Raw genomic sequence first — 19,162 nt, 5'->3', positions numbered from 1 at the left:
CGGAACTGGTCAATGACGCCGGCCGCGGCGCACGCTTCGATCTGCGCGCCGTGCCGCTGGAAGAAAGCGGCCTGAGTCCCAAGGAAATCTGGAGCAACGAGAGCCAGGAGCGCTACGTGATGGCAATCGCACCGGAATCGCTGCCGGTGTTTCAGGCGTTTTGCGAACGTGAACGCTGCCCGTTTGCGGTGGTGGGTATCGCGACTGAGGAAAGGGAGCTCATTGTCACGGATGGAGCAAGCGCGGGCCTTCCAGACCAGCCGGGGCCGCGGAACCGGCTTGGCCGGGCCGCAGGCGCAGCGGCCCCCTCGGGGGGCAGCGCAGTACACGCAGTGACAAGCGTGGGGGTCCTATTGCGTGGGCGGAACGTAACCCTGGACCTTGTCAGCGCCGCTCCCGAAGAAATGATTCTCCATTTGCCGCGCCAGGTATTGGCGGGCACGGGCATCGGCCAGGTTCAGGCGGTTCTCATTGACCAGCATGGTCTGCTGCTTCATCCAGTCGGCCCAGGCCTCTTTGCTGACCTCTTCCCACAGGCGTTTACCCAGCGGCCCCGGGTAGGGCGGGAAGTCCAGGCCTTCGGCCTCGCGGCCCAGTTTGATGCAATTGACAGTGCGTGCCATGTGGATTTCTTTCGTGAGATGTCGTTATAGATAATTTGGGTATTAGAAACTGGCTTTTTATTCGTCTCTGTTTTGGCCCGGCCATCCCGGAATCCGAAAGCAGACCATGATCCCACGGCCTTATTTTATGAATGTTTCCACCCGACCGACATTGGCCGTTGTGCTGGCAGGGTCGGCCACCGGCGTACTGGACGTCCTTGCGGCAAACGGGGCGCAGGGCTGCTAAGCCGCCACAGCCCGATTTATGGACGAAATGGGCCGTTAGCCCTTAATCAGCAACCGCTAGAAGCTATCAAAAACATAGCACTTGTTTTCTGCCGCCAGGCCCCCACGTTCAGAGGCATGAACACGACACAAACGTCTTCGCTTCCCTCCAGTCTGACTGTCACCCATGTGCTGGCTGAGCTGCTGGAGCGGCTTGAGCACAGCGCCGTGCCGGTGGGTGCGGATCAATATCGCTCGATCGTGAGCCGCCTGGCCAGCGCCCTGAAAGAGGCAGAGCCCGGGCGCGAATTGGGTGCTTTGCTTGACTCCCACCCGGCCGCGGCCGAAATGTACGAAAATACCCATTACCAGCACGCGGGCCTTTGCCGTTCGCCGCTGGATCCGGCGCTGGCTGCCGAACGGCAGGCCAGGCAAGCCATAGAGCGCGCAATGCGCCAACCCAACCAAGGAACCACCCATGGCCAGAGCTGATGCCAAAACCACCGTCCTTGCCGACGGACTGCGTTACAAATCCAAGGTGTCGGGCTCCCCGTTTGTAGCGTCTGCCTCTTTCGGCGCCGCCACCATGTCGTGCTTCATGTGCGGCAAACACCGTCCGCGCTCGCAAATGGGCACACGCAAGGTGCTGGGCAAGTCCCACGCCGTGTGTGCACCGTCGTGCAAGGCGCTGGACGAAGCCAACAACGGCTGATCCAGCCTGCGCCGGGGCCAGATGACGCCATCCCTGCACATCGTATGCCCGCACTGCCACACGACCAACCGTGTCAGCAGTGCCGACCTGGCCAAGGCGCCGGACTGCGGTAGTTGCCACATGGCGCTGTTCACCGGCAAGCCGGTCAACCTCGATGAGGCGGCGTTTGACCGCCACATCGCGCGCAGCCAGATTCCGGTGCTGGTTGATTTCTGGGCGCCGTGGTGCGGCCCCTGTCTGCAGATGGCTCCCGCTTATGCACAGGCGGCTGCCGAGCTGGAGCCTCTGGTGCGTGTGGCCAAGGTCGATACCGAGCAGGCCCGCAATCTGGGCACTCGCCTGAACATTCGCAGCATTCCAACCCTGGCGCTGTTTGTGGGTGGCCGTGAGGTCGCGCGCCAGGCTGGCGCCATGGGTGCAGCAGACATCGTCCGCTGGACGCGCGCCCAGCTGCGCTGAAGCAGGCTTGGGGAAGCGCTGAACAAGTCCCCTGCGGCGCGCGATCAACCGGTCTCGGGCGGTCTGCTGCGTTGAACTTCTTGCCAATAGGCAGCTATTGGCTGCGAAATCCGCCTTGCTTCCCATCCCGATCCGGCTGCCACGCCTCCGCAAGGACCTGTTCAGCGCTTCCTTAGGCCTGCAGTTCTGCCATCTGCACCGAAAGGTCGTGCAGCCTGATTTTGCCCAGGTAGTAGCGCTCCAGCCGCCAGTCCTTCATCACCTCGATACAGATGTCAAAGCTGTCGTAGTCCAGTTTGTAGATCTGGCTGAGGTCAAACTTTTCGTTTGATTCCAGCGCGCGCACCAGGGTGGCCAGCGTTTTGGCGGCTTCCGAGTCGGGCTTGGCCTCAATGAGTTTGCGGGCTTTCTTGATGGCGTTCATGCGGTCTTTCGAAAAAAATCAGGACGTCAGTTGGCTGACGGACATCTGCGGCGCGAAGTCGGCGCACAAAAATTATGGCGGTGTCATGACCATCCTGTCTATCGTGCGTAATAAATTGCAGCAAAAAGAGCTGATCTATATCACTGCCGGCTACTGACTTCGGCGAGGTTGCTCTCGCCCTGACGGCTGGGGACTGCTCCGTGTCATGTGTTCGACACGGGTCAGGCCTAGCATTCACCTGTTCTTACAAAAAGTACACAGGGGCCATGACATGCAACTCCATAAATCGGACAAAGCCAGGCTGGAGCTCAGCTCCAAAGCGCGTGTGCTGAACCTGCGAGAACGCTCTGCGCTGTTTCTTGTTGATGGCCGCAAGACACGCCGCGAAGTGCAGGGCTTGTTGCAGGACGACGCGGGCATTTTGGACAAACTCATCAGTACCGGCTACCTGATTGTGGTGCCTGGCGCAACGCCTTCGCCCGTCGGCGTGAAAGCCAAAACGCCGCTAGCGCCTGAGCCTGTACCGGCGCCTGCGCGGTCCATTGAGCTGCCGGCGGCAAAGGCGCCGGTGACTTCAGCCCAAGGCGCAGACAACTTTGAAGGCAAACGCTCCCTGGCCACCACCCGGATGTTTCTGTTTGACATCTGCGAGCGCATGTTTGTCAGAAAAATGCCCGAGCTGGCAAAACAATTCCGCGACCAGCTGCGCGAGGCGCGGGACCGTGCGTCGATGATGGTCATTGCACGCGACATCATTGTCCATGTCGAAGAAATTGCCGGGGCTGAAAGGGCCGATGGACTGAGCGAGCGTATAGCCATGCTGCTGCCGTCGGAGCAATAGCCCCGGCTCGATTTTCCGCACTCGTTCTTCTTTTTTTCTTTGGTCGTTGCGCGGATACCATCGGACTTTCGCCGCACTGGGCTGCCGATTGACCCCCGATCTTTTTAATGATGATTTGCCCTCCTGCGACCAGCCGCAGGCACTGGCGCCTGGCGCCATGTTGCTGCGTGGTTTTGCGCGTGCCGCAGATGTCGCCTTGCTGCAGGCGCTGGAAGGTGTCACTGCGCAGGCGCCGTTGCGCCACCTGGTGACGCCCGGTGGGCACACCATGTCGGTGGCCATGAGCAACTGCGGACCGCTCGGCTGGGTGTCGGATCGCAACGGGTACCGCTACAGCGCGCTGGACCCGCTGTCGGGGAAAAACTGGCCGGCCATGCCTGCCTGTTTTGTGGGGCTGGCCGCGCAGGCCGCCGCCCAGGCGGGGTTCAAGAATTTCCAGCCCGACGCCTGCCTGATCAACAGCTACCAGCCAGGCGCCAAACTTTCCGTGCATCAAGACAAAGATGAGAAAGACTTTTCTGCGCCCATCGTGTCGGTATCTCTTGGCCTGCCCGCCGTGTTTTTATTCGGGTCTGCCAGCCGCGGCGACAAGCCGCAACGTTATCGCCTGACCCATGGCGACGTGGTGGGATGGGGCGGCCCGTCACGCCTGGCGTTTCACGGCGTGGCGCCACTGGCCGACGGCGTGCATCAACTGCTGGGCCGACGCCGGATCAACCTGACTTTTCGCCGAGCGGGCCGCGCATCAGCGGCGACGTAAGGGCTGCGCTTGCCGGCAGGGGTGGGCTTGAAACCCTGGCGTCAGAAGTCTTCTGCTTTCAGCACCAGGGGATTGTCCGGGGTGTAGCTCACGCCCGCGACGATCATGTCGGCTGCCCGCGCATGAATCATCTCCGCATCCAGTGTGTAGGCACTTTTTAATGCGTCTGGCCCTTTGTCTGCCCCGAAGTACTCCTCCATCGCGTCACGGGAAATTTTGACCGGAATGATGCTGCCGGCGTGCAACATACCAAAGCTGAGCCAGTCACCGTGATCGATGACATCCAGAGACGATTCCATGGGCGCCCTCCTGTAGTTGTCACGAGAATAGCTGACCGACCGCCGGACGTACAGATTGGGAGAAACCACTAAGCTGCCAGGAAACCTTCCAATCCGTGAGCCGGCCTCGGGATGGAGGGTGTTGACTCGCGCTCGCCAGCGCGATCGTTAGAATGTTGCAATGCACAAGGGCCTTCTCACGCAGCTGTCTGCCCCGGTGGTTTATCCGGGCTGCGGGTTGCCGCGCGGTTACTTCTGCTCTGTGACGCCGCCCTGAGTGTCACTTGAGGCGTGTGCAGCCTCTGAATCCGGCCGGATCCGACACTCGTCTGTCGCATCGATCCATTCCTCTTGTTTCTTGACTCCTGACAGCCAGGCACACCCTGGGCTGCGCCTATTCCATTGAAAACACTGTACCCCTCCATCCGACAGGACTGGTTCTCCAACATCCGAGGCGACCTGCTCGCCGGCCTGGTGGTGGCATTGGCCTTGATTCCCGAGGCCATTGCCTTTTCCATCATTGCCGGTGTCGACCCCAGAGTTGGCCTGTACGCTTCGTTCAGCATCGCCGTGATCATCGCCTTCACGGGTGGTCGACCGGGCATGATCTCGGCCGCCACCGGGGCCATGGCGCTGGTCATGGTCATGCTGGTCAAGGAACACGGCTTGCAGTACCTGTTGGCGGCGACCATCCTGACCGGCGTGCTGCAGATCATTGCCGGGGCGTTCAAATTAGGCGTCCTGATGCGTTTTGTCTCGCGTTCGGTGATCACCGGTTTTGTCAACGCGCTGGCCATCCTGATCTTTCTGGCGCAGTTGCCCGAACTCACCAATGTCAGCTGGGTGGTCTATGCCATGACGGCCGCCGGCCTGGCCATCATTTACGGCTTGCCCTACATCACCAGGGCCGTCCCGTCACCGCTGATCTGTATCGTGGTGCTCACCGCTGTGGCGATGGTCCTCAAGCTCGACATCCGCACCGTGGGCGACATGGGGCAACTGCCCGACAGCCTGCCGATTTTCCTGTTGCCCGATGTACCCTTGAGTCTTGAGACGCTGAAGATCATCCTGCCGTACGCCGCGACGCTGGCCGTGGTCGGTTTGCTCGAATCCATGATGACCGCTTCGATTGTTGACGAACTGACCGACACCCCGAGCAACAAGAACCGCGAGTGTGTGGGGCAGGGTGTGGCCAACATTGCCACCGGTTTCATGGGTGGCATGGCCGGTTGCGCCATGATCGGGCAGTCGGTGATCAATGTGAAATCGGGCGGGCGCGGGCGCTTGTCCACTTTTGTTGCCGGCCTGTTCCTGTTGATCCTCATCGTCTTTCTTGGCCCCTGGGTCAAACAGATCCCCATGGCCGCGCTGGTGGCCGTCATGATCATGGTCAGCATTGGCACTTTCAGCTGGGACTCGATCCGCAAGCTGCGGGAGCACCCGCCGAGTTCGTCCCTGGTGATGATTGCCACCGTGGTGGTTACCGTGGCCACCCACGACCTGGCCAAAGGCGTGTTTGTCGGCGTGCTGCTGTCCGGTCTCTTTTTTGCCCACAAGGTCGGGCGTGTGTTGCGCGTGGACCGCACGAGCGACGACGAGGGCCGGGTACGCAGCTACGCCGTGGTTGGCCAGGTATTTTTTGCCTCCTCGGAGACCTTTGTCGGCGCCTTCGACTTCAAGGAGGTGGTTGAGCAGGTGCGCATCGACGTGAGCCGCGCGCATTTCTGGGACATCACCGCCGTGAGTGCACTCGACAAGGTGGTGCTCAAGTTCAGGCGCGAGGGCACACCCGTCGAGGTTACCGGCCTGAACGAAGCCAGCGCCACGCTGATGGATCGTTTTGCGATACATGACAAACCCGGCGCGGTGGAACAACTCATGCACTGAATCAGGAGACAAAAAAATGAACAAGGTCTACGCCTGTATTGACGGGCTTGCAAACACCTCTGCCGTGATCGACTGCGCTGCCTGGTCGGCACTGCGGCTCGGCGTGCCCCTGGAGCTGTTGCATGTGCTGCAACGCAATATGGAGCGCCCCCAGGTCACCGACTACAGCGGCAGCATTGGCCTGGGCGCGCAGGAGGCTTTGCTTGCGCAACTGAGCGAACTGGACGAACAACGCGGCACGCTGGCGCAGGAAGCCGGCCGCCGGCTGCTGGCTGCAGCGCGCGAGCGGGCCGTTGCCCTCGGCGTCTCCCAACTCGATACCCGGCTGCGGCGCGGTGACCTGCTTGATACCGTGCTCGAGATGGAGCCGGATGCGCGCCTGTTTGCGCTCGGCGAGCATTACCACGCGAGCGCGGCCTCAAGAATCCATCTGGACCACCATGTCGAGCGTGTGATCCGCTCGGTCAAACGGCCGGTGCTGGTAGCCACGGGCGAGCAATTTGAGGCGCCCCGGCGCGTGGTTATCGCATTTGACGGCAGCCCGACCGCGCTCAAAACCGTGGAGACGGTGGCACGCAGCCCCTTGCTGACAGGTCTGCCAGTGCTGGTGGCCATGGCCGGTGTGGAAACCACGCTGGCACGCCAGCAGCTTGAAGACGCCCGCATGGTGTTGACGGCGGCGGGATTTGAGGCCGAGGTTGACCTCATTCTCGGTGAGCCGGAAGAGGTGCTGCCCGCACTTGTCAAGTCCCAGCACGCCGCCTTGCTGGTCATGGGGGCCTACGGGCACTCGCGTATCCGCCAGTTGATCGTGGGCAGCACGACCACCACGCTGCTGCGGCTGAGCGAAGTGCCCGTGCTTGTTCTGCGCTAACCGGCCCGGCTGGCGTGCGCAGGGTTCAGGCTGCCAGTGCGGCCTGCGCTTCGTTGGCGGCCTTGATTTGGGCCGCTACCGCGATGTCAGCGTTGGCAGCAGCCAGGGCTGCGGCTTTGGCTGCGTCGCCCATGGCCAGGCCTTCGGCGCGCACAAAACGCACGTCGGTGATGCCGAAGAAGCCGAACACAGTCTTCAGGTAACTTTCCTGGTGCTCCATCGCATTGCCGGCATCGCTGGTTGAGTACATGCCGCCGCGAGTGGACGCGACGATCACAGTCTTGCCGCCAGCCAGGCCGACCGGGCCCTTGTCGGTGTAGCTGAAAGTGCGGCCAACTTGCGCCACGCGGTCAATCCAGGCTTTGAGCTGGGTCGGGATGGAGAAGTTGTACAGCGGTGCGCCGACCACTATCACGTCGGCAGCCAGAAACTGTGCTACCAACGCCTCTGACACCGCGTTTTCGCGTTTTTGCATATCGCTCAAGTCGCTGCCAGCGGGCATGCGAAAACCCAGGGATTCGGCGGACAGATGGCTGGGCGTGTCCACGGCCAGGTCCAGGTAGCTGACTTCGGTGGCGGGGTGGCTGGCGCGCCAGGAGGCGACGATTTGTGCCGTGAGCTGGCGGGAAACCGAATTGCCGCCAAGAATGCTGGAGTCGATGTGAAGAAGCTTGGTCATGGTGAATTCCGTGAAAGTGAGTGAGTCGGGCTGGTGGCTGGTTTTTGTGTATCTCAGCCATGCATAGATTGTGTGGGCGAGTCGACTGCTTGATAAGATGGCAAAATTACGACTTATTGTTCTATTGATGGGACAGTGTTTCGAACCATCAGCCATCAAGGAGCCGTCCATGCAGGACCTCAACGACATGCTTTATTTCGCCGAAGTGGTCGAGCGCGGCGGTTTTGCCGCCGCCGGGCGCGCGCTCGGCTTGCCCAAGTCAAGGCTGTCGCGCCGCGTGGCCGAACTGGAGGCGCGGCTGGGTGCCCGGCTGCTACAGCGCACCACCCGCAAGTTGTCCCTGACCGAGGTAGGTGCGATTTATCTGCGCCACTGCGCTGCCATGCGCGATGAGGCCCTGGCCGCCGACGAGGCCGTGGCGCAGTTGCAGGTAGAGCCGCGCGGTACCCTGCGCATCAGTTGTCCGGTCACGCTGGCACAGAGCACCCTGGGTTATCTGGTGCCGCGTTTCATGGCCCAGTACCCGCTGGTCAAAATCGACATGCGCGTGACCAACCGGGTGGTGGACCTGGTGGAAGACGGCATAGACATCGCGCTGCGGGTGCGTCCCACGCTGGACGACAGCGGCAGTCTGGTGGTGAAAAACCTGGGCACGTCCGGTGGCCAGTTGCTGGCCAACCCGGCGCTGCTGGCGCACCACGGCATGCCTGAAAAGCCCGAAGACCTGATGCAGCTGGACACCGTGGCCATGTCCTGGGTGGATGGCCGCTCATCCTGGACCCTGATCGGCCCCGAAGGGCAGGAGTACGTGTTGCAGCACCAGCCGCGTTATGTGGCCGACGATCTGCAGACCTTGAAGCTGGCGCTGCTGGCCGGCACCGGCATGGGCTTTTTGCCCGAGTCCATGAGCGCGGCAGAGCAGCAAGCCCGCCTGCTGGTGCCTGTGTTGCCAGGCTGGGCGCCCAGGCCGGGCGTGGCCCACGCCGTTTTTACGTCTCGCCGGGGCCAGGTGCCGGCCGTGCGCAGTTTTCTGGATTTCCTAGGCGAACACATGCGCGGCGAAGTGCTGATAGAGCCAGACACTTCCGGCGTCTGACGCGGCAGCTGCTGGCACAAGCCGCCTGTGGGGCCGGTTTTTTGGGGGGCCTCGAAACAAAAAACTGCCGACACCAAAGTAAGGCGCCGCCCTACAAACCAGACCGGCATCACGCCCCGAGAATTCATTCAAAGCTGCTTCATCAGGGCCATCCCACTGGTTCAGAGCCACGCAGACTTTTAATCCATCCATCCGCTTTATTTTTTACCCGGGAGTACCCATGTTGAAAACCACCCTTGCTTTCGCCCTCATTTCAGCCGGCGCTCTGGGCCTGACCGCCTGCGACGTCAAGAAAACGCAGGAAGGCAACATCACTGTGCCTAAAGTTGAAATCACCAAAACCCAGGAGGGCGATGTCACGCTGCCCAAGTACGACGTCAAGACCCCCGACGTCACAGTCGGTACCACCGAAAAAACGGTCGCTGTCCCAACCGTCAAGGTGGAAGAGAAGAAAATCGAAGTGCCGACCGTGACGGTGACACCGGCCAAATAATTCTGCTCCTGCGTTTATCCCCATGCGCCGCGCGGAGTCCTCCGCAGCGGCTTTTTTTTTGGTGTCAGCACCGCACCCGCAGCTGCGGGAACTTATCAGCGCCTGAACGCACGAACCAGCGGACAATTGGTGCGTGGATATACAAAAAGGACCCTGATGTTGCTGACGTATTTTGAAACCGCGCCGCGCCGCGTTCTGGCGCTGGTCTCGGTGGCCTGCGTGGCCATGCTGGCCTTTGGCTTGTACCTGCAGCATGTGGTCGGCCTGGAGCCTTGCCCCATGTGTATCGTGCAGCGGTATGCACTGGCGCTGGTGGCGATTGTTGCCGGTGTCACGGCATTTTTCAGTACAAAGTGGCTGATCATGGCGGGTTCTGCCAAGACCATGCTGCTCGCTGATTTCGGCGCCTTTGTGGCGGCGCGCCAAAGCTGGCTGCAGTGGTATCCGCCTGAAGAGGCTTCCTGCGGGCGTGACTTTTACGGAATGATCGAGACCTTTCCGCTGCAGCGTGTCATCCCGATGATTTTCAAGGGCAGTGGTGACTGCACAAAAATTGACTGGACCTTTCTGGGCCTGTCGATCGCCAACTGGTCGTTTCTGTGTTTTGTAGCAATTAGCCTGGTGATGCTGGCCTTGCTGCTTGTTCAGGTGCGCGGGGCAGGGCAAAACAAGGCTTGAAGGGCCTCAGGGTGGCAGCGGTGCCACCCGGGCCGGTACCAGCACTATTTCGACGCTGCCGCCCGGGTTGTGGCTGCGCAGGCGCAATTCGTCGTGGCTCAGGTTCAGGATGTCGGTCTTGTATTCCTGCGAGCCCTCAATCATCGTCAGCTGGCCGTTTTTGTAAGTCCATGCGCCGAAGGCAGCCTTGCTGTTGGGTGAGGTGATGACCAGTGTGCCGTCAGACAAAAACGCATACAACATGCCGGGCGACACCCCGGTGGACAGGCTGACTTCCCACACCTTGTTGATAAAGCCCGGCTTCACGCTGGACGGCGGCGTGGTCGGGGAGTAGCCCGCATCGCCCGTGGCAGGCTCCCGGGAGCAGGCCGCAGCCAGCAACAGCGCGGCAATGCCCGTGCTGAGCAACACGCTACGCAGGAGACATTTCATCCAGTAGTCCTCAAAATAATTGATTTTCCCCGGTAGGCAGAAAAGGTGTAATACTGTACAAATAAACAGTATTTTATACACCTTCTTCTTTCTTCGTGATGCCTTGCCATGTCTGCCTGTTTCCCTGCCGTTGCTGCCTTGCCTTTGACCACAGGCCACTCAAGGCCGGCGGACTTTGAGCTTACCCCTGGTGTCTGGCGAGCGGGTGAACTTGGCAGCTCTTGCCTGCCGGTTGTAGACACGGGTTATCCGCTGCTCAACCAGGCGCTGCCCGGCGGCGGTTGGCCGCAGGGTGCACTGGTTGAAGTGCTGCAGGCGCAGGCGGGCCTGCATGAGTGGGGTTTGCTGGCGCCGGCGCTGGCCACCTTGCAGGCCCGTGCGCCTGACCAGTTTGTCGTGCTGGTGGGCGCCCCTTACCAGCCCTTTGGCCCTGCGCTGGGCGCACGCCAGCTCAACATGCAGCGCCTGTTGTGTGTACAGGCCGGCCACAACGATGGGCCGGCGTTGCTCTGGGCCACACGCGAGGCGGTGCAGTGCGCCGATGTGGCCGCCGTGCTGGCCTGGCTGCCGGATGTACGCAGCGCCCATTTGCGGCGCCTGCAGATTGCCACGCATGCGCACAACAAGCTGCTCTTCGTGTTCCGCACGCCGCGCTCGCAGCAGGAGTCTTCACCCGCGCCGCTGCGCCTCCTGCTGGAAGGTGTGGACAACGAGGCAGGCAATTTGCGGGTGCACGTGCTCAAGCGGCGCGGCCCGCCGCTGGCAGAACCGCTGCTGCTGGCCACGCGGCCGGCGCGGCTGTCGGCGCTGCTGGCAGCCAGCCGCGAGCGCGTGCGCCGCCGGCGTGAAGAGCTGGCACCGCTGCAGTTACCCGTCACCTCACCGGACAGCCCCCTCCATGCCTTGCTGGATCGCATTGCACACCTTGATCACCACTGAAGCCGGGCCCGACCCCGCCGAGGTGCAGCAGGCGGTGGCCAGCATCGCGCTGGGCTTTTCGCCGCGCGTGGCCTTGCTGGACGAAGCCGTGCTGATCGACGTGACCGGCAGCCTGCGCCTGTTCGGCGGGCTGGCGCGGCTGACGCAACTGCTGCAAGCCCGCCTGCTCGCATTTTTTGAGTCAAATCAGGCTGGAGCCTTTGTGCAGAAAGCGCAAGGCGCTACTTCTTTGATAGCGCTTGGGCGGCTGCGCTGGCAGACTGGACCGTCTGGCAAAGAGAAAAAACGCGTCGCCGACCTGCCCATGCACACCCTCAGCGCGGCGCGCCCGCACCTGGGCGTGCTCGGGCGCATAGGCTGCCGCACCTGGAACGACATCCTGCGTTTGCCGCGCGACGGCGTGGCCAGGCGCTTTGATGCGCAACTGCTGCAGGCGCTGGACCGTGCGCGCGGCGCGGTGGCTGATGAATACACTTGGCAGGTGTTGCCAGAACACTTCGAAGAAAAGATGGAACTCAACGCGCTGGTCACCCACGCACCGGCACTGATGGCCGGCGCGCAGCGCCTGCTGGTCAGGCTGCAGGCCTGGCTGCTGGGCCGGCAAAGCGGACTGAGCGCGCTCCGGCTCACCTGGCATCTGGACAAACGGCGCGATGTGGCTCCCACCGGGCAGCTTGAGATACGCACGGCCCAGCCCGCGCAGGACCTGCGCCATGTGGCACGCCTGGTGGCCGAACACCTGGCACAGCAAAAGCTGCCGGCGCCAGTTCATTCCTTAAGCCTGCAGTCGCTGGTGACCGAGCCGCTGCTTGATGCGGCGGCCGCCACTGCCAGCCTGCTGATGCAAGAGCGCAAGCAGGGCGACAGCGCGCTTGAGCTGATCGAGCGCCTGAGCGCACGCCTGGGCCAGGCGCAGGTGCAGGCCTGGCAACCCGCCGCCGACCATCGGCCCGAGCGTATGCAGCGTTGGGTAGCAGCCCAGGACGCTATTAAATCAATAGCTGGTTACGCTCGTCCCTCAAGGGCCAGAGGCACAAAAGGCTTGAAGAATCCGGCGCATGCACCGGTACTGACAGAAGCGCTGTACCCGAGCTGGCTGCTGCCCAAGCCCTTGATGCTGGCGGTGGCCGGCAACAGCCCGGTGTACCAGGGCCGGCTGGTTCGCGTGGCAGGCCCCCAGCGCATGGAAGCCGGCGGCTGGCTGATGGCGGGTGAAGGTCCGCACAGTGCGCAAAACAGCCGCCTGCACCCGCCGGCGATGCGCGACTACTTCATCTACCGCAACGCCCAGGGCTGCCTGCTGTGGATTTACAGCGAGCGCCTGCAGCGCCCGACCGCCGCCGCCAGGCCGCAGCGCGTCTGGTATCTGCAGGGCTTTTTTGCTTGAGAGCGGCTGAGACTCTTCATGCACCAGGACCTGTCCCCGCTGTCCGATTACGCAGAGCTCCATGCGCTGAGCAACTTCAGCTTCCAGCGCGGCGCATCACATGCGCAAGAGCTGGTTGAGCGTGCCGCCCAGCTGGGTTACCGCGCGATCGCCATCACCGACGAGTGTTCGGTGGCTGGCGTGGTGCGGGCGCACATGGCGGCCAAAGCGCTTGGGCTGCAGCTGCTGCCGGGCGCAGAATTTCTTGTGCAGGGCGACACCGCCCAACCGGTCTTTCGGCTGGTGGTGCTGCCGCACAATGCCGCCGGCTGGGGCAACCTGTGCGAGTTCATCACCGCAGCCAAACAGGCCGGTGATATGGTCGAAAAAGGCAGCTACCGCGTGGCTTGGGGTGAAACCGATTTTTCAACCCTGACAGAATGCGAAATCATCCTGTCGCCACTCCCGGGTGCTATCGATACAGAAGCACTCTACGCTTGCTGCGCATGGGCTGCGCGTCTTTTTGGCACCAATGCCTGGCTGGCGGTGGAGTTGCTGCAGGAGCTGGATGACGCCTTGCGCCTGCAGCAGTTGCAGGCGCTGTCGCAGCGCAGCGGCATCCGCCTGGTGGCGGCGGGCCGGGTGCTGATGCACATCCGCTCACGCAAGCCGCTGCATGACGTGTTGACCGCCATCCGGCTGGGCTGCACCGTCCATGAATGCGGCTTTGAGCTGCAGGTCAATGCCGAAGCACATCTGCGGCCGCGCATGCGCCTGGGCGATATTTACCCGGCCGAGCTGCTGCGTGCCACGCTGGAAATCGCGGGGCGCTGCAACTTCAATCTTGACGAAATACGCCAGCTCTACCGCTACCCGGCGGACAACATCGCTGCGCACCAGGAGAGTCCCTCAGCCTGCCTGCGCCGCTTGACGGCAGAGGGCGCGCGCGAGCGGTTTCCGGGCGGCGTGCCACCCAGGATCCAGGCCAACATCGCCAGGGAGCTGGCGCTGATTGAAGAGCTGGCGTACGAGATGTTTTTCATCACCGTGCAGGACATCGTGGCATTTGCCCGCAGCCAGGGCATTCTTTGCCAGGGGCGCGGCTCTGCCGCCAACTCCACCGTCTGTTATTGCCTGGGCATCACTGCAGTGAACCCGAATGAGCTGGACACGCTGTTTGAGCGTTTTATCAGCCGCGAGCGCCGCGAGCCACCCGACATTGACGTGGACTTTGAACACCAGCGACGCGAGGAAGTCATCCAGTACATCTACCGCAAATACGGCCACGACCGCGCTGCGATTGCCGCCACCGTCATCAGCTACCGCCCGCGCAGCGCCATTCGCGACGTGGGCAAGGCGCTGGGCATGGATGCCGGTCTGATTGAGCAATATGCGGGTGAGCATTTCTGGTTTGACGGCAGCGAGGTCCTGGAGAAAAAACTCGCCGAAGCCGGCTTGCAGCAAGACGTGGGACCGGTGTTGCAATGGCTTGATCTGTCCGTGCAGCTGATGGGTTTTCCGCGCCACCTGAGCCAGCATGTGGGCGGCTTTGTGCTGACCCAGGGCAAGCTGACCCGGCTGGTACCGATCCAGCCCGCCGCCATGCAAGAGCGCCGCATCATCCAGTGGGACAAGGACGACCTGGACGACATGGGCCTGCTCAAGGTCGATGTGCTGGCGCTGGGCATGTTGTCAGCCATCCGCCGCTGCCTGCATCTGGTGGACCAGCTGCGTGGCGGCTGTCTGGAGATGCACACCATCCCCGGCGAAGACGTGCAAACCTACGACATGATCTGCGCGGCCGACACGGTGGGCGTCTTCCAGATCGAGAGCCGGGCCCAGATGTCGATGTTGCCGCGCCTGCAGCCGCGCAGGTATTACGACCTGGTGGTTGAGGTGGCCATTGTGCGGCCCGGCCCCATCCAGGGCGGCATGGTGCACCCCTATCTGAAAAACCGCGAGATTGTGCGGGGCGGCGGCGCGATCGAGTTCAGATACCCCGAACTCAAAGAGGCGCTGGGCCGCACCCTGGGGGTGCCGATTTTTCAGGAGCAGGTGATGCAGATCGCCATGATTGCCGCCAAATTTTCAGCCGACGAGGCCGACCAGCTGCGCCGCTCGATGGCGGCCTGGAAACGCAAGGGTGGCGTCAAGCATTTTCACGACCGGCTGGTCAACGCGATGATTGCCAGGGGGTACGACGCCGAGTTTTCAGAGCGTATCTTCAGCCAGATCGAGGGCTTCGGCGAGTACGGCTTCCCCGAAAGCCACGCCGCCAGTTTTGCCAAGCTGGTGTATGTGAGCTGCTGGCTCAAGTGCCACGAGCCCGCGTGTTTTCTGGCCGCCATGCTCAATTCGCAGCCCATGGGTTTTTATTCGCCCTCGCAACTGGTGCAGGATGCGCGCCGGCACGGCGTCGAGGTACGGGCAGTGGACGTGATGCACAGCGCTTGGGATTGCACGCTGGAGCCGGCCAGTGATGCAGCCCGTTTGCCGCAGTATCCCGGTATCCGGGTCGGCCAGCCCGCTGTTCGCCTGGGCCTGCGTCTGGTGTCCGGCTTGTCCGAAGCCGCTGCGCGACGTATTGAAGAAGCCCGCACGCAAATACCTTTCACGTCCACCGAAGACATCGTCGCACGTGCCCGTCTCGGCACGCTGGAGATCAATGCCCTGGCCGCTGCCGACGCCTTGCTGCCGCTGGCCGGCCACAGGCGCCAGCAGGTCTGGGCCGCCGCTGCGATCAAGCCCGCACCCGCGTTGTTCAAGGCGGTGCCCACCCACGAGACCGCGCTGCAACTGCCAGACACGCCTGAGGGCGAAAACATCCTGTTCGATTACCAGTCCACCGGCTTGACCCTGCGTAGGCACCCGCTGGCCTTGTTGCGGCCACGCCTGGCCAGGCGTGGGCTGCTGAGCGCCGGGCAGTTGAATGCTTTGCCCAACGGGCTGGAGGTGGCAGCCTGCGGCATCGTCACCGTGCGCCAGCAGCCGCAAACCGCCAAGGGCACCATTTTTGTCACGCTGGAAGACGAGACCGGGCCGGTCAATGTGATTGTCTGGAAGTCACTGCGTGAAACCCAGCGCGCCGAAGTGTTGCATGCGCGCCTGCTGGCGGTGTACGGCGTGTGGCAGCGCAGCGAAGAAAGCGGCACCGCCAAAGGGTACGGGGCGGTACGCAACCTGGTGGCACAGCGACTGGAAGACCTGACGCCGCTGCTTGGGCGGCTGGGCACCGACAGCCGGGATTTTCATTGATGCACCCGCTGGTCGGTGGGGCAGGGGGCAAGCCTGCTCAAAACCGGTGTTCTGCGGGGTTCCTCAATAGTCACTACCATGGTGTTCAGCTCCCCCGGCGCGTTGCCAACGCGCCGACAAACCCCACCCGAAAGCCGTCGCCATGAACACCACCTCACCCGTCAAAATGAAAATCGACTTCGTCTCCGATGTGTCCTGTCCGTGGTGCGTGATCGGGCTCAAGGCGCTGGAAGATGCGCTGGGCCGCGTCAACGGGCAGGTCCAGGCAGAGTTGCACTTCCAGCCGTTTGAGCTCAACCCGCACATGACGGCTGAAGGCCAGGACATCACCGAACACCTGACCGAAAAATACGGCTCCACCCCCGAACAACTGGAGCAAACCCGCGAGATGATCCGCATGCGCGGCCAGGAGCTGGGCTTTACCTTCACCGTGGGTGCGCGCAACCGGGTCTACAACACCTTTGATGCCCACCGCCTGCTGCATTGGGCTGAAGAAGAAGGGCACCAGCTGGCGCTGAAAGAGGGCCTGTTCAAGGCCTACTTCACCGACGGCGAAAACCCGGGATCACACCAGGTGCTGGTCCGCGTGGCTGGTGAGGTGGGCCTGGACGTAGCGCGTGCGCAGCAAATTTTGGCCTCTGATGAATACGCCGACGAAGTGCGCCAGCGCCAGCAGTTTTACCAGCAGCAGGGCATCCGCTCGGTGCCGGCCATCATCATCAACGACAAACACCTGATCTCGGGCGGCCAGCCGGTCGAGGTGTTTGAGCAGGCGCTGCGGCAGATTGCGGCGCAGGGCTGAAGGCTTGGCGGTACGCGGGACATGCGAGAAAACCGGGGCGAGGGATAGAACCCGCGCGCGCGTGGTTTGATCGCACCCCGGCTCACCGCCTGATCCGGCACAGATCAGTGGTCCGTGCCGGCATAAATCCACATGGGTTCGGTTTTCCCCGCGCGCTCAAAGCCCAAAGCGCGATAAAAGTCCAGGGCTTGACCGTCCGCAGTCAGCATCTGCTGATGGAAACTTGAATACCTGGCTTGCATGGCCTGCATCATCATTTTGCCGACGCCCAGCCTCTGGTAATCGGGGTGAACCAGCAAGTGGGGGTAATAAACGACGAGATGACCGTCTGATATCGCATTGCCCAGCCCCACCAGCCTGTTCCCAGCCCTGGCGGTGACCAATGTGTGCGAGTTCTGCAGCGCAGCCATCAGCTGCAACGGCTTTTCCGCCGCTGACCAGCGATTGGCTGTGTAAAGGCTCAAGACTTCCTCTTGCTCCAGGGCATCGTTCAGCTTGATCTGGATAGGCACGGGAGGAATTTTCAATCGTTGATGCGACGGTAAAACGCCAACGCAACGAGGGCGAAAATAAAAAACGAGGTGCTGTTCATGCCGTGGCCGCACAACCGGTTGGCTTGAAAACCCGTTCTGTCGATGCCGGGTAACGGGCCAGCTTGTCAGCCGGCCGTCGGGGCCGCGCTACCAGCTCACCGCCGCAGTTCGGGCAAACGCCATGGAGCTTGCTCGCGGCGCAGTCGCTGCAAAAGGTGCATTCAAAGGTGCAGATGCGTGCCTCCAGGGACTCGGCGGGCAAGTCCATGTTGCAGCATTCGCAGTTGGGACGGAGTTCAAGCATGGCGATCACCCCAGTTTCTTGACCAACACCTGACTCTTGCGGTTGATGTTGTACTTGCGCTTGCGTGCTTCCGGCAACCATTCCGGATCGACCTGCACAAAACCGCGCTTGATGAACCAGTGCATGGTGCGTGTGGTCAGCACAAAAATGCTGTCCAGACCGGCCAGCCTGGCGCGTTGCTCTATGCGTTTGAGGATGCGTTCGCCGTCGCCCTGGCTCTGGCTGTGCGGTGATACTGTGAGCGCCGCCATTTCGGCGGTTCTGGCCTCGGGGTAGGGGTAAAGCGCAGCGCAGCCGAAGATCACGCCATCGTGTTCGATCACGGTGTACATGTCGGCGTCGCGTTCAATCTCGGTGCGGTCACGCGTGACCAGCGTGCCGTCTTTTTCAAACGGTTCAATCAGTTGCAGGATGCCGCCCACATCGTCGGCGGTGGCTTCGCGCAGACTCTCGAGTTTTTCATCGATGACCATGGTGCCTATGCCGTCGTGTACATAAATTTCCAGCAGCAAGGCGCCGTCTACCGCAAAAGGCAGGATATGGCTGCGCTCCACGCCCGATTTACAGGCCTTGACGCAGTGCTGCAGGTAAAACGCGGTGTCGGTAGGCTGCGTCGGGTTGGGCAACTGAGCCAGAAGTTTTTCGGCAGCGGCCAGCGGCAGTTCGGTATCAATCGGGTTGTCCTCGCCCTCGGGCTCGGTCGGGTTGATGCGGATGCCGGGGATCTCGGTCATGAAGATCAGCTTGTCGGCCTGCAGCTCAATCGCCACGCTGGTGGCGACCTCTTCCATGGTCAGGTTGAAAGCCTCGCCGGTGGGTGAAAAACCGAAGGGCGACAGCAGCACCATGGCACCAAATTCGAGGGTGCGCAGAATGCCTTTGGTGTCGACCTTGCGCACCAGGCCCGAGTGTTTGAAATCCACACCGTCCACAATGCCGACCGGCCTGGCGGTGATGAAGTTGCCCGAGATCACGCGTACGGTGGAGCCGGCCATGGGTGTGTTCGGCAGGCCCTGGCTGAAGGCTGCTTCAATCTCGTAGCGCAGCTGGCCTGCGGCCTCTTGCGCGCAGTCCAGCGCCACCGTATCGGTGATACGCATGCCGTGGGAGTACTGGGGCACGTGGCCCTTGGCCGCCAGCTGTTCGTTGACCTGGGGCCGGAAACCGTGCACCAGCACAATTTTCACGCCCATGCTCTGTATCAATGCCAGGTCCTGTGCCAGGTGCTGCAGCTTGCCGGCAGCAATTGCTTCGCCGGCAATGCCGACCACAAAGGTCTTGCCACGGTGCAGGTGGATGTAGGGCGCGACCGAGCGAAACCAGGGCACAAAGGTGAAATTGAAGACGGCAGACATGGGGCGCGCTTTCGGGTTCGGGGCAGGTCAACCGACAGGGCGGAAAAGCCTGGCCATACGCGGCCTTTCCGGGCAATGGCAGAGAGTGTAAGGGACGATGGCGGCAGGTTGGCGCCATCGTCGCGTCCTTTTGAGCTGGCAAAAATGGGGCCCGACACCGCTTCGGCT

23 protein-coding genes and 1 pseudogene are annotated in these 19,162 nt (G+C 62.2%); 16 read left to right on the top strand and 8 right to left on the bottom strand.

The genetic code is table 11. The annotated features are described in order from the left end of the window. Positions 1–245, top strand: a pseudogene (locus Q8L50_RS10755) (AIR synthase-related protein); the annotation flags it as partial. A 105-nt stretch (positions 246–350) separates the two neighbouring features. Here Q8L50_RS10755 and Q8L50_RS10750 read toward each other — a convergent pair. Further along, a complete protein-coding gene (locus tag Q8L50_RS10750; RefSeq protein WP_305348671.1) occupies positions 351–623 on the bottom strand; it encodes an oxidative damage protection protein in 273 nt (90 codons plus the stop codon). A gap of 342 nt (positions 624–965) precedes the next feature. Between Q8L50_RS10750 and Q8L50_RS10745 the strand changes: the two genes are divergently transcribed. Genes Q8L50_RS10745 through trxC form a run of 3 tightly spaced genes read left to right on the top strand, consistent with a single transcriptional unit; the run spans position 966 to position 1,998 of the window. Continuing rightward, positions 966–1,319: a hypothetical protein gene (locus tag Q8L50_RS10745; protein ID WP_305348670.1), complete on the top strand. Its 354-nt coding sequence runs from the start codon at positions 966–968 to the stop codon at positions 1,317–1,319. Further along, positions 1,306–1,539, top strand: a complete 234-nt coding sequence (locus Q8L50_RS10740) for a hypothetical protein (protein ID WP_305348669.1) — start codon at positions 1,306–1,308, stop codon at positions 1,537–1,539. Before Q8L50_RS10745 ends, Q8L50_RS10740 begins: the two co-directional genes overlap by 14 nt. A gap of 21 nt (positions 1,540–1,560) precedes the next feature. Beyond that, a complete protein-coding gene (gene trxC / locus Q8L50_RS10735; protein WP_305348668.1) occupies positions 1,561–1,998 on the top strand; it encodes a thioredoxin TrxC in 438 nt (145 codons plus the stop codon). A gap of 172 nt (positions 1,999–2,170) precedes the next feature. On the opposite strand, the gene Q8L50_RS10730 is transcribed toward trxC, so the two are convergent. Beyond that, the gene (locus tag Q8L50_RS10730) at positions 2,171–2,422 is read right to left on the bottom strand and encodes a hypothetical protein (RefSeq protein ID WP_305348667.1); all 252 of its coding nucleotides are present in this window, start codon (positions 2,420–2,422) and stop codon (positions 2,171–2,173) included. Between Q8L50_RS10730 and Q8L50_RS10725 the strand changes: the two genes are divergently transcribed. The 3 genes from Q8L50_RS10725 (at position 2,421) to alkB (ending at position 4,023) form a co-directional block, all read left to right on the top strand. Continuing rightward, a complete protein-coding gene (locus Q8L50_RS10725; protein WP_305348666.1) occupies positions 2,421–2,579 on the top strand; it encodes a hypothetical protein in 159 nt (52 codons plus the stop codon). The genes Q8L50_RS10730 and Q8L50_RS10725 overlap by 2 nt on opposite strands. Before the next feature lie 114 nt (positions 2,580–2,693). Beyond that, positions 2,694–3,263 carry a hypothetical protein gene (locus tag Q8L50_RS10720; protein ID WP_305348665.1) on the top strand — a complete coding sequence of 190 codons (570 nt, stop codon included), beginning with the start codon at positions 2,694–2,696 and terminating at the stop codon, positions 3,261–3,263. A gap of 88 nt (positions 3,264–3,351) precedes the next feature. After that, positions 3,352–4,023, top strand: a complete 672-nt coding sequence (gene alkB, locus Q8L50_RS10715; RefSeq protein WP_305348664.1) for a DNA oxidative demethylase AlkB — start codon at positions 3,352–3,354, stop codon at positions 4,021–4,023. A 41-nt stretch (positions 4,024–4,064) separates the two neighbouring features. Here alkB and Q8L50_RS10710 read toward each other — a convergent pair whose 3' ends face one another. Continuing rightward, on the bottom strand, positions 4,065–4,322 hold the full coding sequence (locus Q8L50_RS10710; protein WP_305348663.1) for a hypothetical protein: 258 nt from the start codon (positions 4,320–4,322) through the stop codon (positions 4,065–4,067). A gap of 390 nt (positions 4,323–4,712) precedes the next feature. Between Q8L50_RS10710 and Q8L50_RS10705 the strand changes: the two genes are divergently transcribed. Then, positions 4,713–6,188, top strand: a complete 1,476-nt coding sequence (locus Q8L50_RS10705) for a SulP family inorganic anion transporter (RefSeq protein ID WP_305348672.1) — start codon at positions 4,713–4,715, stop codon at positions 6,186–6,188. Between the two features lie 16 nt (positions 6,189–6,204). Beyond that, positions 6,205–7,062, top strand: a complete 858-nt coding sequence (locus tag Q8L50_RS10700) for a universal stress protein (protein WP_305348662.1) — start codon at positions 6,205–6,207, stop codon at positions 7,060–7,062. A gap of 25 nt (positions 7,063–7,087) precedes the next feature. Here the strand turns inward: Q8L50_RS10700 and Q8L50_RS10695 are convergent, their stop codons facing one another. Further along, positions 7,088–7,741 carry an FMN-dependent NADH-azoreductase gene (locus Q8L50_RS10695; protein ID WP_305348661.1) on the bottom strand — a complete coding sequence of 218 codons (654 nt, stop codon included), beginning with the start codon at positions 7,739–7,741 and terminating at the stop codon, positions 7,088–7,090. Between the two features lie 169 nt (positions 7,742–7,910). Between Q8L50_RS10695 and Q8L50_RS10690 the strand changes: the two genes are divergently transcribed. The 3 genes from Q8L50_RS10690 to Q8L50_RS10680 all read left to right on the top strand — a co-directional run bounded on the left by Q8L50_RS10690 (position 7,911) and on the right by Q8L50_RS10680 (position 10,008). Beyond that, positions 7,911–8,837, top strand: a complete 927-nt coding sequence (locus Q8L50_RS10690; RefSeq protein WP_305348660.1) for a LysR substrate-binding domain-containing protein — start codon at positions 7,911–7,913, stop codon at positions 8,835–8,837. Positions 8,838–9,057: 220 nt separating this feature from the next. Next, positions 9,058–9,330 (top strand): hypothetical protein, encoded by a 273-nt coding sequence (locus Q8L50_RS10685; protein WP_305348659.1) that lies wholly within the window; start codon positions 9,058–9,060, stop codon positions 9,328–9,330. Between the two features lie 156 nt (positions 9,331–9,486). After that, complete coding sequence (locus Q8L50_RS10680) at positions 9,487–10,008, top strand: disulfide bond formation protein B (protein WP_305348658.1); 522 nt, start codon at positions 9,487–9,489, stop codon at positions 10,006–10,008. 6 nt (positions 10,009–10,014) lie between these two features. Here Q8L50_RS10680 and Q8L50_RS10675 read toward each other — a convergent pair whose 3' ends face one another. Further along, entirely contained in the window at positions 10,015–10,440 is a 426-nt protein-coding gene (locus Q8L50_RS10675; protein ID WP_305348657.1) for a hypothetical protein, read from the bottom strand. A gap of 108 nt (positions 10,441–10,548) precedes the next feature. Here Q8L50_RS10675 and imuA point away from each other — a divergent pair, with 108 nt between their 5' ends. The 4 genes from imuA to Q8L50_RS10655 all read left to right on the top strand — a co-directional run bounded on the left by imuA (position 10,549) and on the right by Q8L50_RS10655 (position 16,802). Next, positions 10,549–11,379, top strand: a complete 831-nt coding sequence (gene imuA / locus Q8L50_RS10670; RefSeq protein WP_305348656.1) for a translesion DNA synthesis-associated protein ImuA — start codon at positions 10,549–10,551, stop codon at positions 11,377–11,379. Further along, positions 11,339–12,766 carry a DNA polymerase Y family protein gene (locus tag Q8L50_RS10665; protein WP_305348655.1) on the top strand — a complete coding sequence of 476 codons (1,428 nt, stop codon included), beginning with the start codon at positions 11,339–11,341 and terminating at the stop codon, positions 12,764–12,766. Before imuA ends, Q8L50_RS10665 begins: the two co-directional genes overlap by 41 nt. Before the next feature lie 18 nt (positions 12,767–12,784). Beyond that, a complete protein-coding gene (locus Q8L50_RS10660) occupies positions 12,785–16,000 on the top strand; it encodes an error-prone DNA polymerase (RefSeq protein WP_305348654.1) in 3,216 nt (1,071 codons plus the stop codon). Between the two features lie 142 nt (positions 16,001–16,142). After that, positions 16,143–16,802, top strand: coding sequence for a DsbA family oxidoreductase (locus Q8L50_RS10655; RefSeq protein ID WP_305348653.1), 660 nt, complete (start codon positions 16,143–16,145; stop codon positions 16,800–16,802). Between the two features lie 104 nt (positions 16,803–16,906). Here Q8L50_RS10655 and Q8L50_RS10650 read toward each other — a convergent pair whose 3' ends face one another. The 3 genes from Q8L50_RS10650 to argA all read right to left on the bottom strand — a co-directional run bounded on the left by Q8L50_RS10650 (position 16,907) and on the right by argA (position 18,994). Next, entirely contained in the window at positions 16,907–17,314 is a 408-nt protein-coding gene (locus tag Q8L50_RS10650) for a GNAT family N-acetyltransferase (RefSeq protein ID WP_305348652.1), read from the bottom strand. A gap of 76 nt (positions 17,315–17,390) precedes the next feature. Beyond that, on the bottom strand, positions 17,391–17,639 hold the full coding sequence (locus Q8L50_RS10645; protein WP_305348651.1) for a DUF1272 domain-containing protein: 249 nt from the start codon (positions 17,637–17,639) through the stop codon (positions 17,391–17,393). 5 nt (positions 17,640–17,644) lie between these two features. Then, the gene (gene argA, locus Q8L50_RS10640) at positions 17,645–18,994 is read right to left on the bottom strand and encodes an amino-acid N-acetyltransferase (protein ID WP_305348650.1); all 1,350 of its coding nucleotides are present in this window, start codon (positions 18,992–18,994) and stop codon (positions 17,645–17,647) included. Between the last annotated feature and the right edge of the window lie 168 nt (positions 18,995–19,162).

This window comes from Polaromonas sp., from assembly GCF_030680935.1.
GTDB lineage: Bacteria > Pseudomonadota > Gammaproteobacteria > Burkholderiales > Burkholderiaceae_C > Polaromonas.
Note: the sequence above shows the minus strand (reverse complement) of the source record. Positions and strands in the feature narration are given on the sequence as shown.

Bases quoted from the DNA above. Each gene is read 5' to 3' on its own strand.
- Q8L50_RS10750 (WP_305348671.1), bottom strand. From the start codon at position 623: ATGGCACGCACTGTCAATTGCATCAAACTGGGCCGCGAGGCCGAAGGC.
- Q8L50_RS10745 (WP_305348670.1), top strand. From the start codon at position 966: ATGAACACGACACAAACGTCTTCGCTTCCCTCCAGTCTGACTGTCACC.
- Q8L50_RS10740 (WP_305348669.1), top strand. From the start codon at position 1,306: ATGGCCAGAGCTGATGCCAAAACCACCGTCCTTGCCGACGGACTGCGT.
- trxC (WP_305348668.1), top strand. From the start codon at position 1,561: ATGACGCCATCCCTGCACATCGTATGCCCGCACTGCCACACGACCAAC.
- Q8L50_RS10725 (WP_305348666.1), top strand. From the start codon at position 2,421: ATGCGGTCTTTCGAAAAAAATCAGGACGTCAGTTGGCTGACGGACATC.
- Q8L50_RS10730 (WP_305348667.1), bottom strand. From the start codon at position 2,422: ATGAACGCCATCAAGAAAGCCCGCAAACTCATTGAGGCCAAGCCCGAC.
- Q8L50_RS10720 (WP_305348665.1), top strand. From the start codon at position 2,694: ATGCAACTCCATAAATCGGACAAAGCCAGGCTGGAGCTCAGCTCCAAA.
- Q8L50_RS10710 (WP_305348663.1), bottom strand. From the start codon at position 4,322: ATGGAATCGTCTCTGGATGTCATCGATCACGGTGACTGGCTCAGCTTT.
- Q8L50_RS10700 (WP_305348662.1), top strand. From the start codon at position 6,205: ATGAACAAGGTCTACGCCTGTATTGACGGGCTTGCAAACACCTCTGCC.
- Q8L50_RS10695 (WP_305348661.1), bottom strand. From the start codon at position 7,741: ATGACCAAGCTTCTTCACATCGACTCCAGCATTCTTGGCGGCAATTCG.
- Q8L50_RS10690 (WP_305348660.1), top strand. From the start codon at position 7,911: ATGCAGGACCTCAACGACATGCTTTATTTCGCCGAAGTGGTCGAGCGC.
- Q8L50_RS10685 (WP_305348659.1), top strand. From the start codon at position 9,058: ATGTTGAAAACCACCCTTGCTTTCGCCCTCATTTCAGCCGGCGCTCTG.
- Q8L50_RS10680 (WP_305348658.1), top strand. From the start codon at position 9,487: ATGTTGCTGACGTATTTTGAAACCGCGCCGCGCCGCGTTCTGGCGCTG.
- Q8L50_RS10675 (WP_305348657.1), bottom strand. From the start codon at position 10,440: ATGAAATGTCTCCTGCGTAGCGTGTTGCTCAGCACGGGCATTGCCGCG.
- imuA (WP_305348656.1), top strand. From the start codon at position 10,549: ATGTCTGCCTGTTTCCCTGCCGTTGCTGCCTTGCCTTTGACCACAGGC.
- Q8L50_RS10665 (WP_305348655.1), top strand. From the start codon at position 11,339: ATGCCTTGCTGGATCGCATTGCACACCTTGATCACCACTGAAGCCGGG.
- Q8L50_RS10660 (WP_305348654.1), top strand. From the start codon at position 12,785: ATGCACCAGGACCTGTCCCCGCTGTCCGATTACGCAGAGCTCCATGCG.
- Q8L50_RS10655 (WP_305348653.1), top strand. From the start codon at position 16,143: ATGAACACCACCTCACCCGTCAAAATGAAAATCGACTTCGTCTCCGAT.
- Q8L50_RS10645 (WP_305348651.1), bottom strand. From the start codon at position 17,639: ATGCTTGAACTCCGTCCCAACTGCGAATGCTGCAACATGGACTTGCCC.
- argA (WP_305348650.1), bottom strand. From the start codon at position 18,994: ATGTCTGCCGTCTTCAATTTCACCTTTGTGCCCTGGTTTCGCTCGGTC.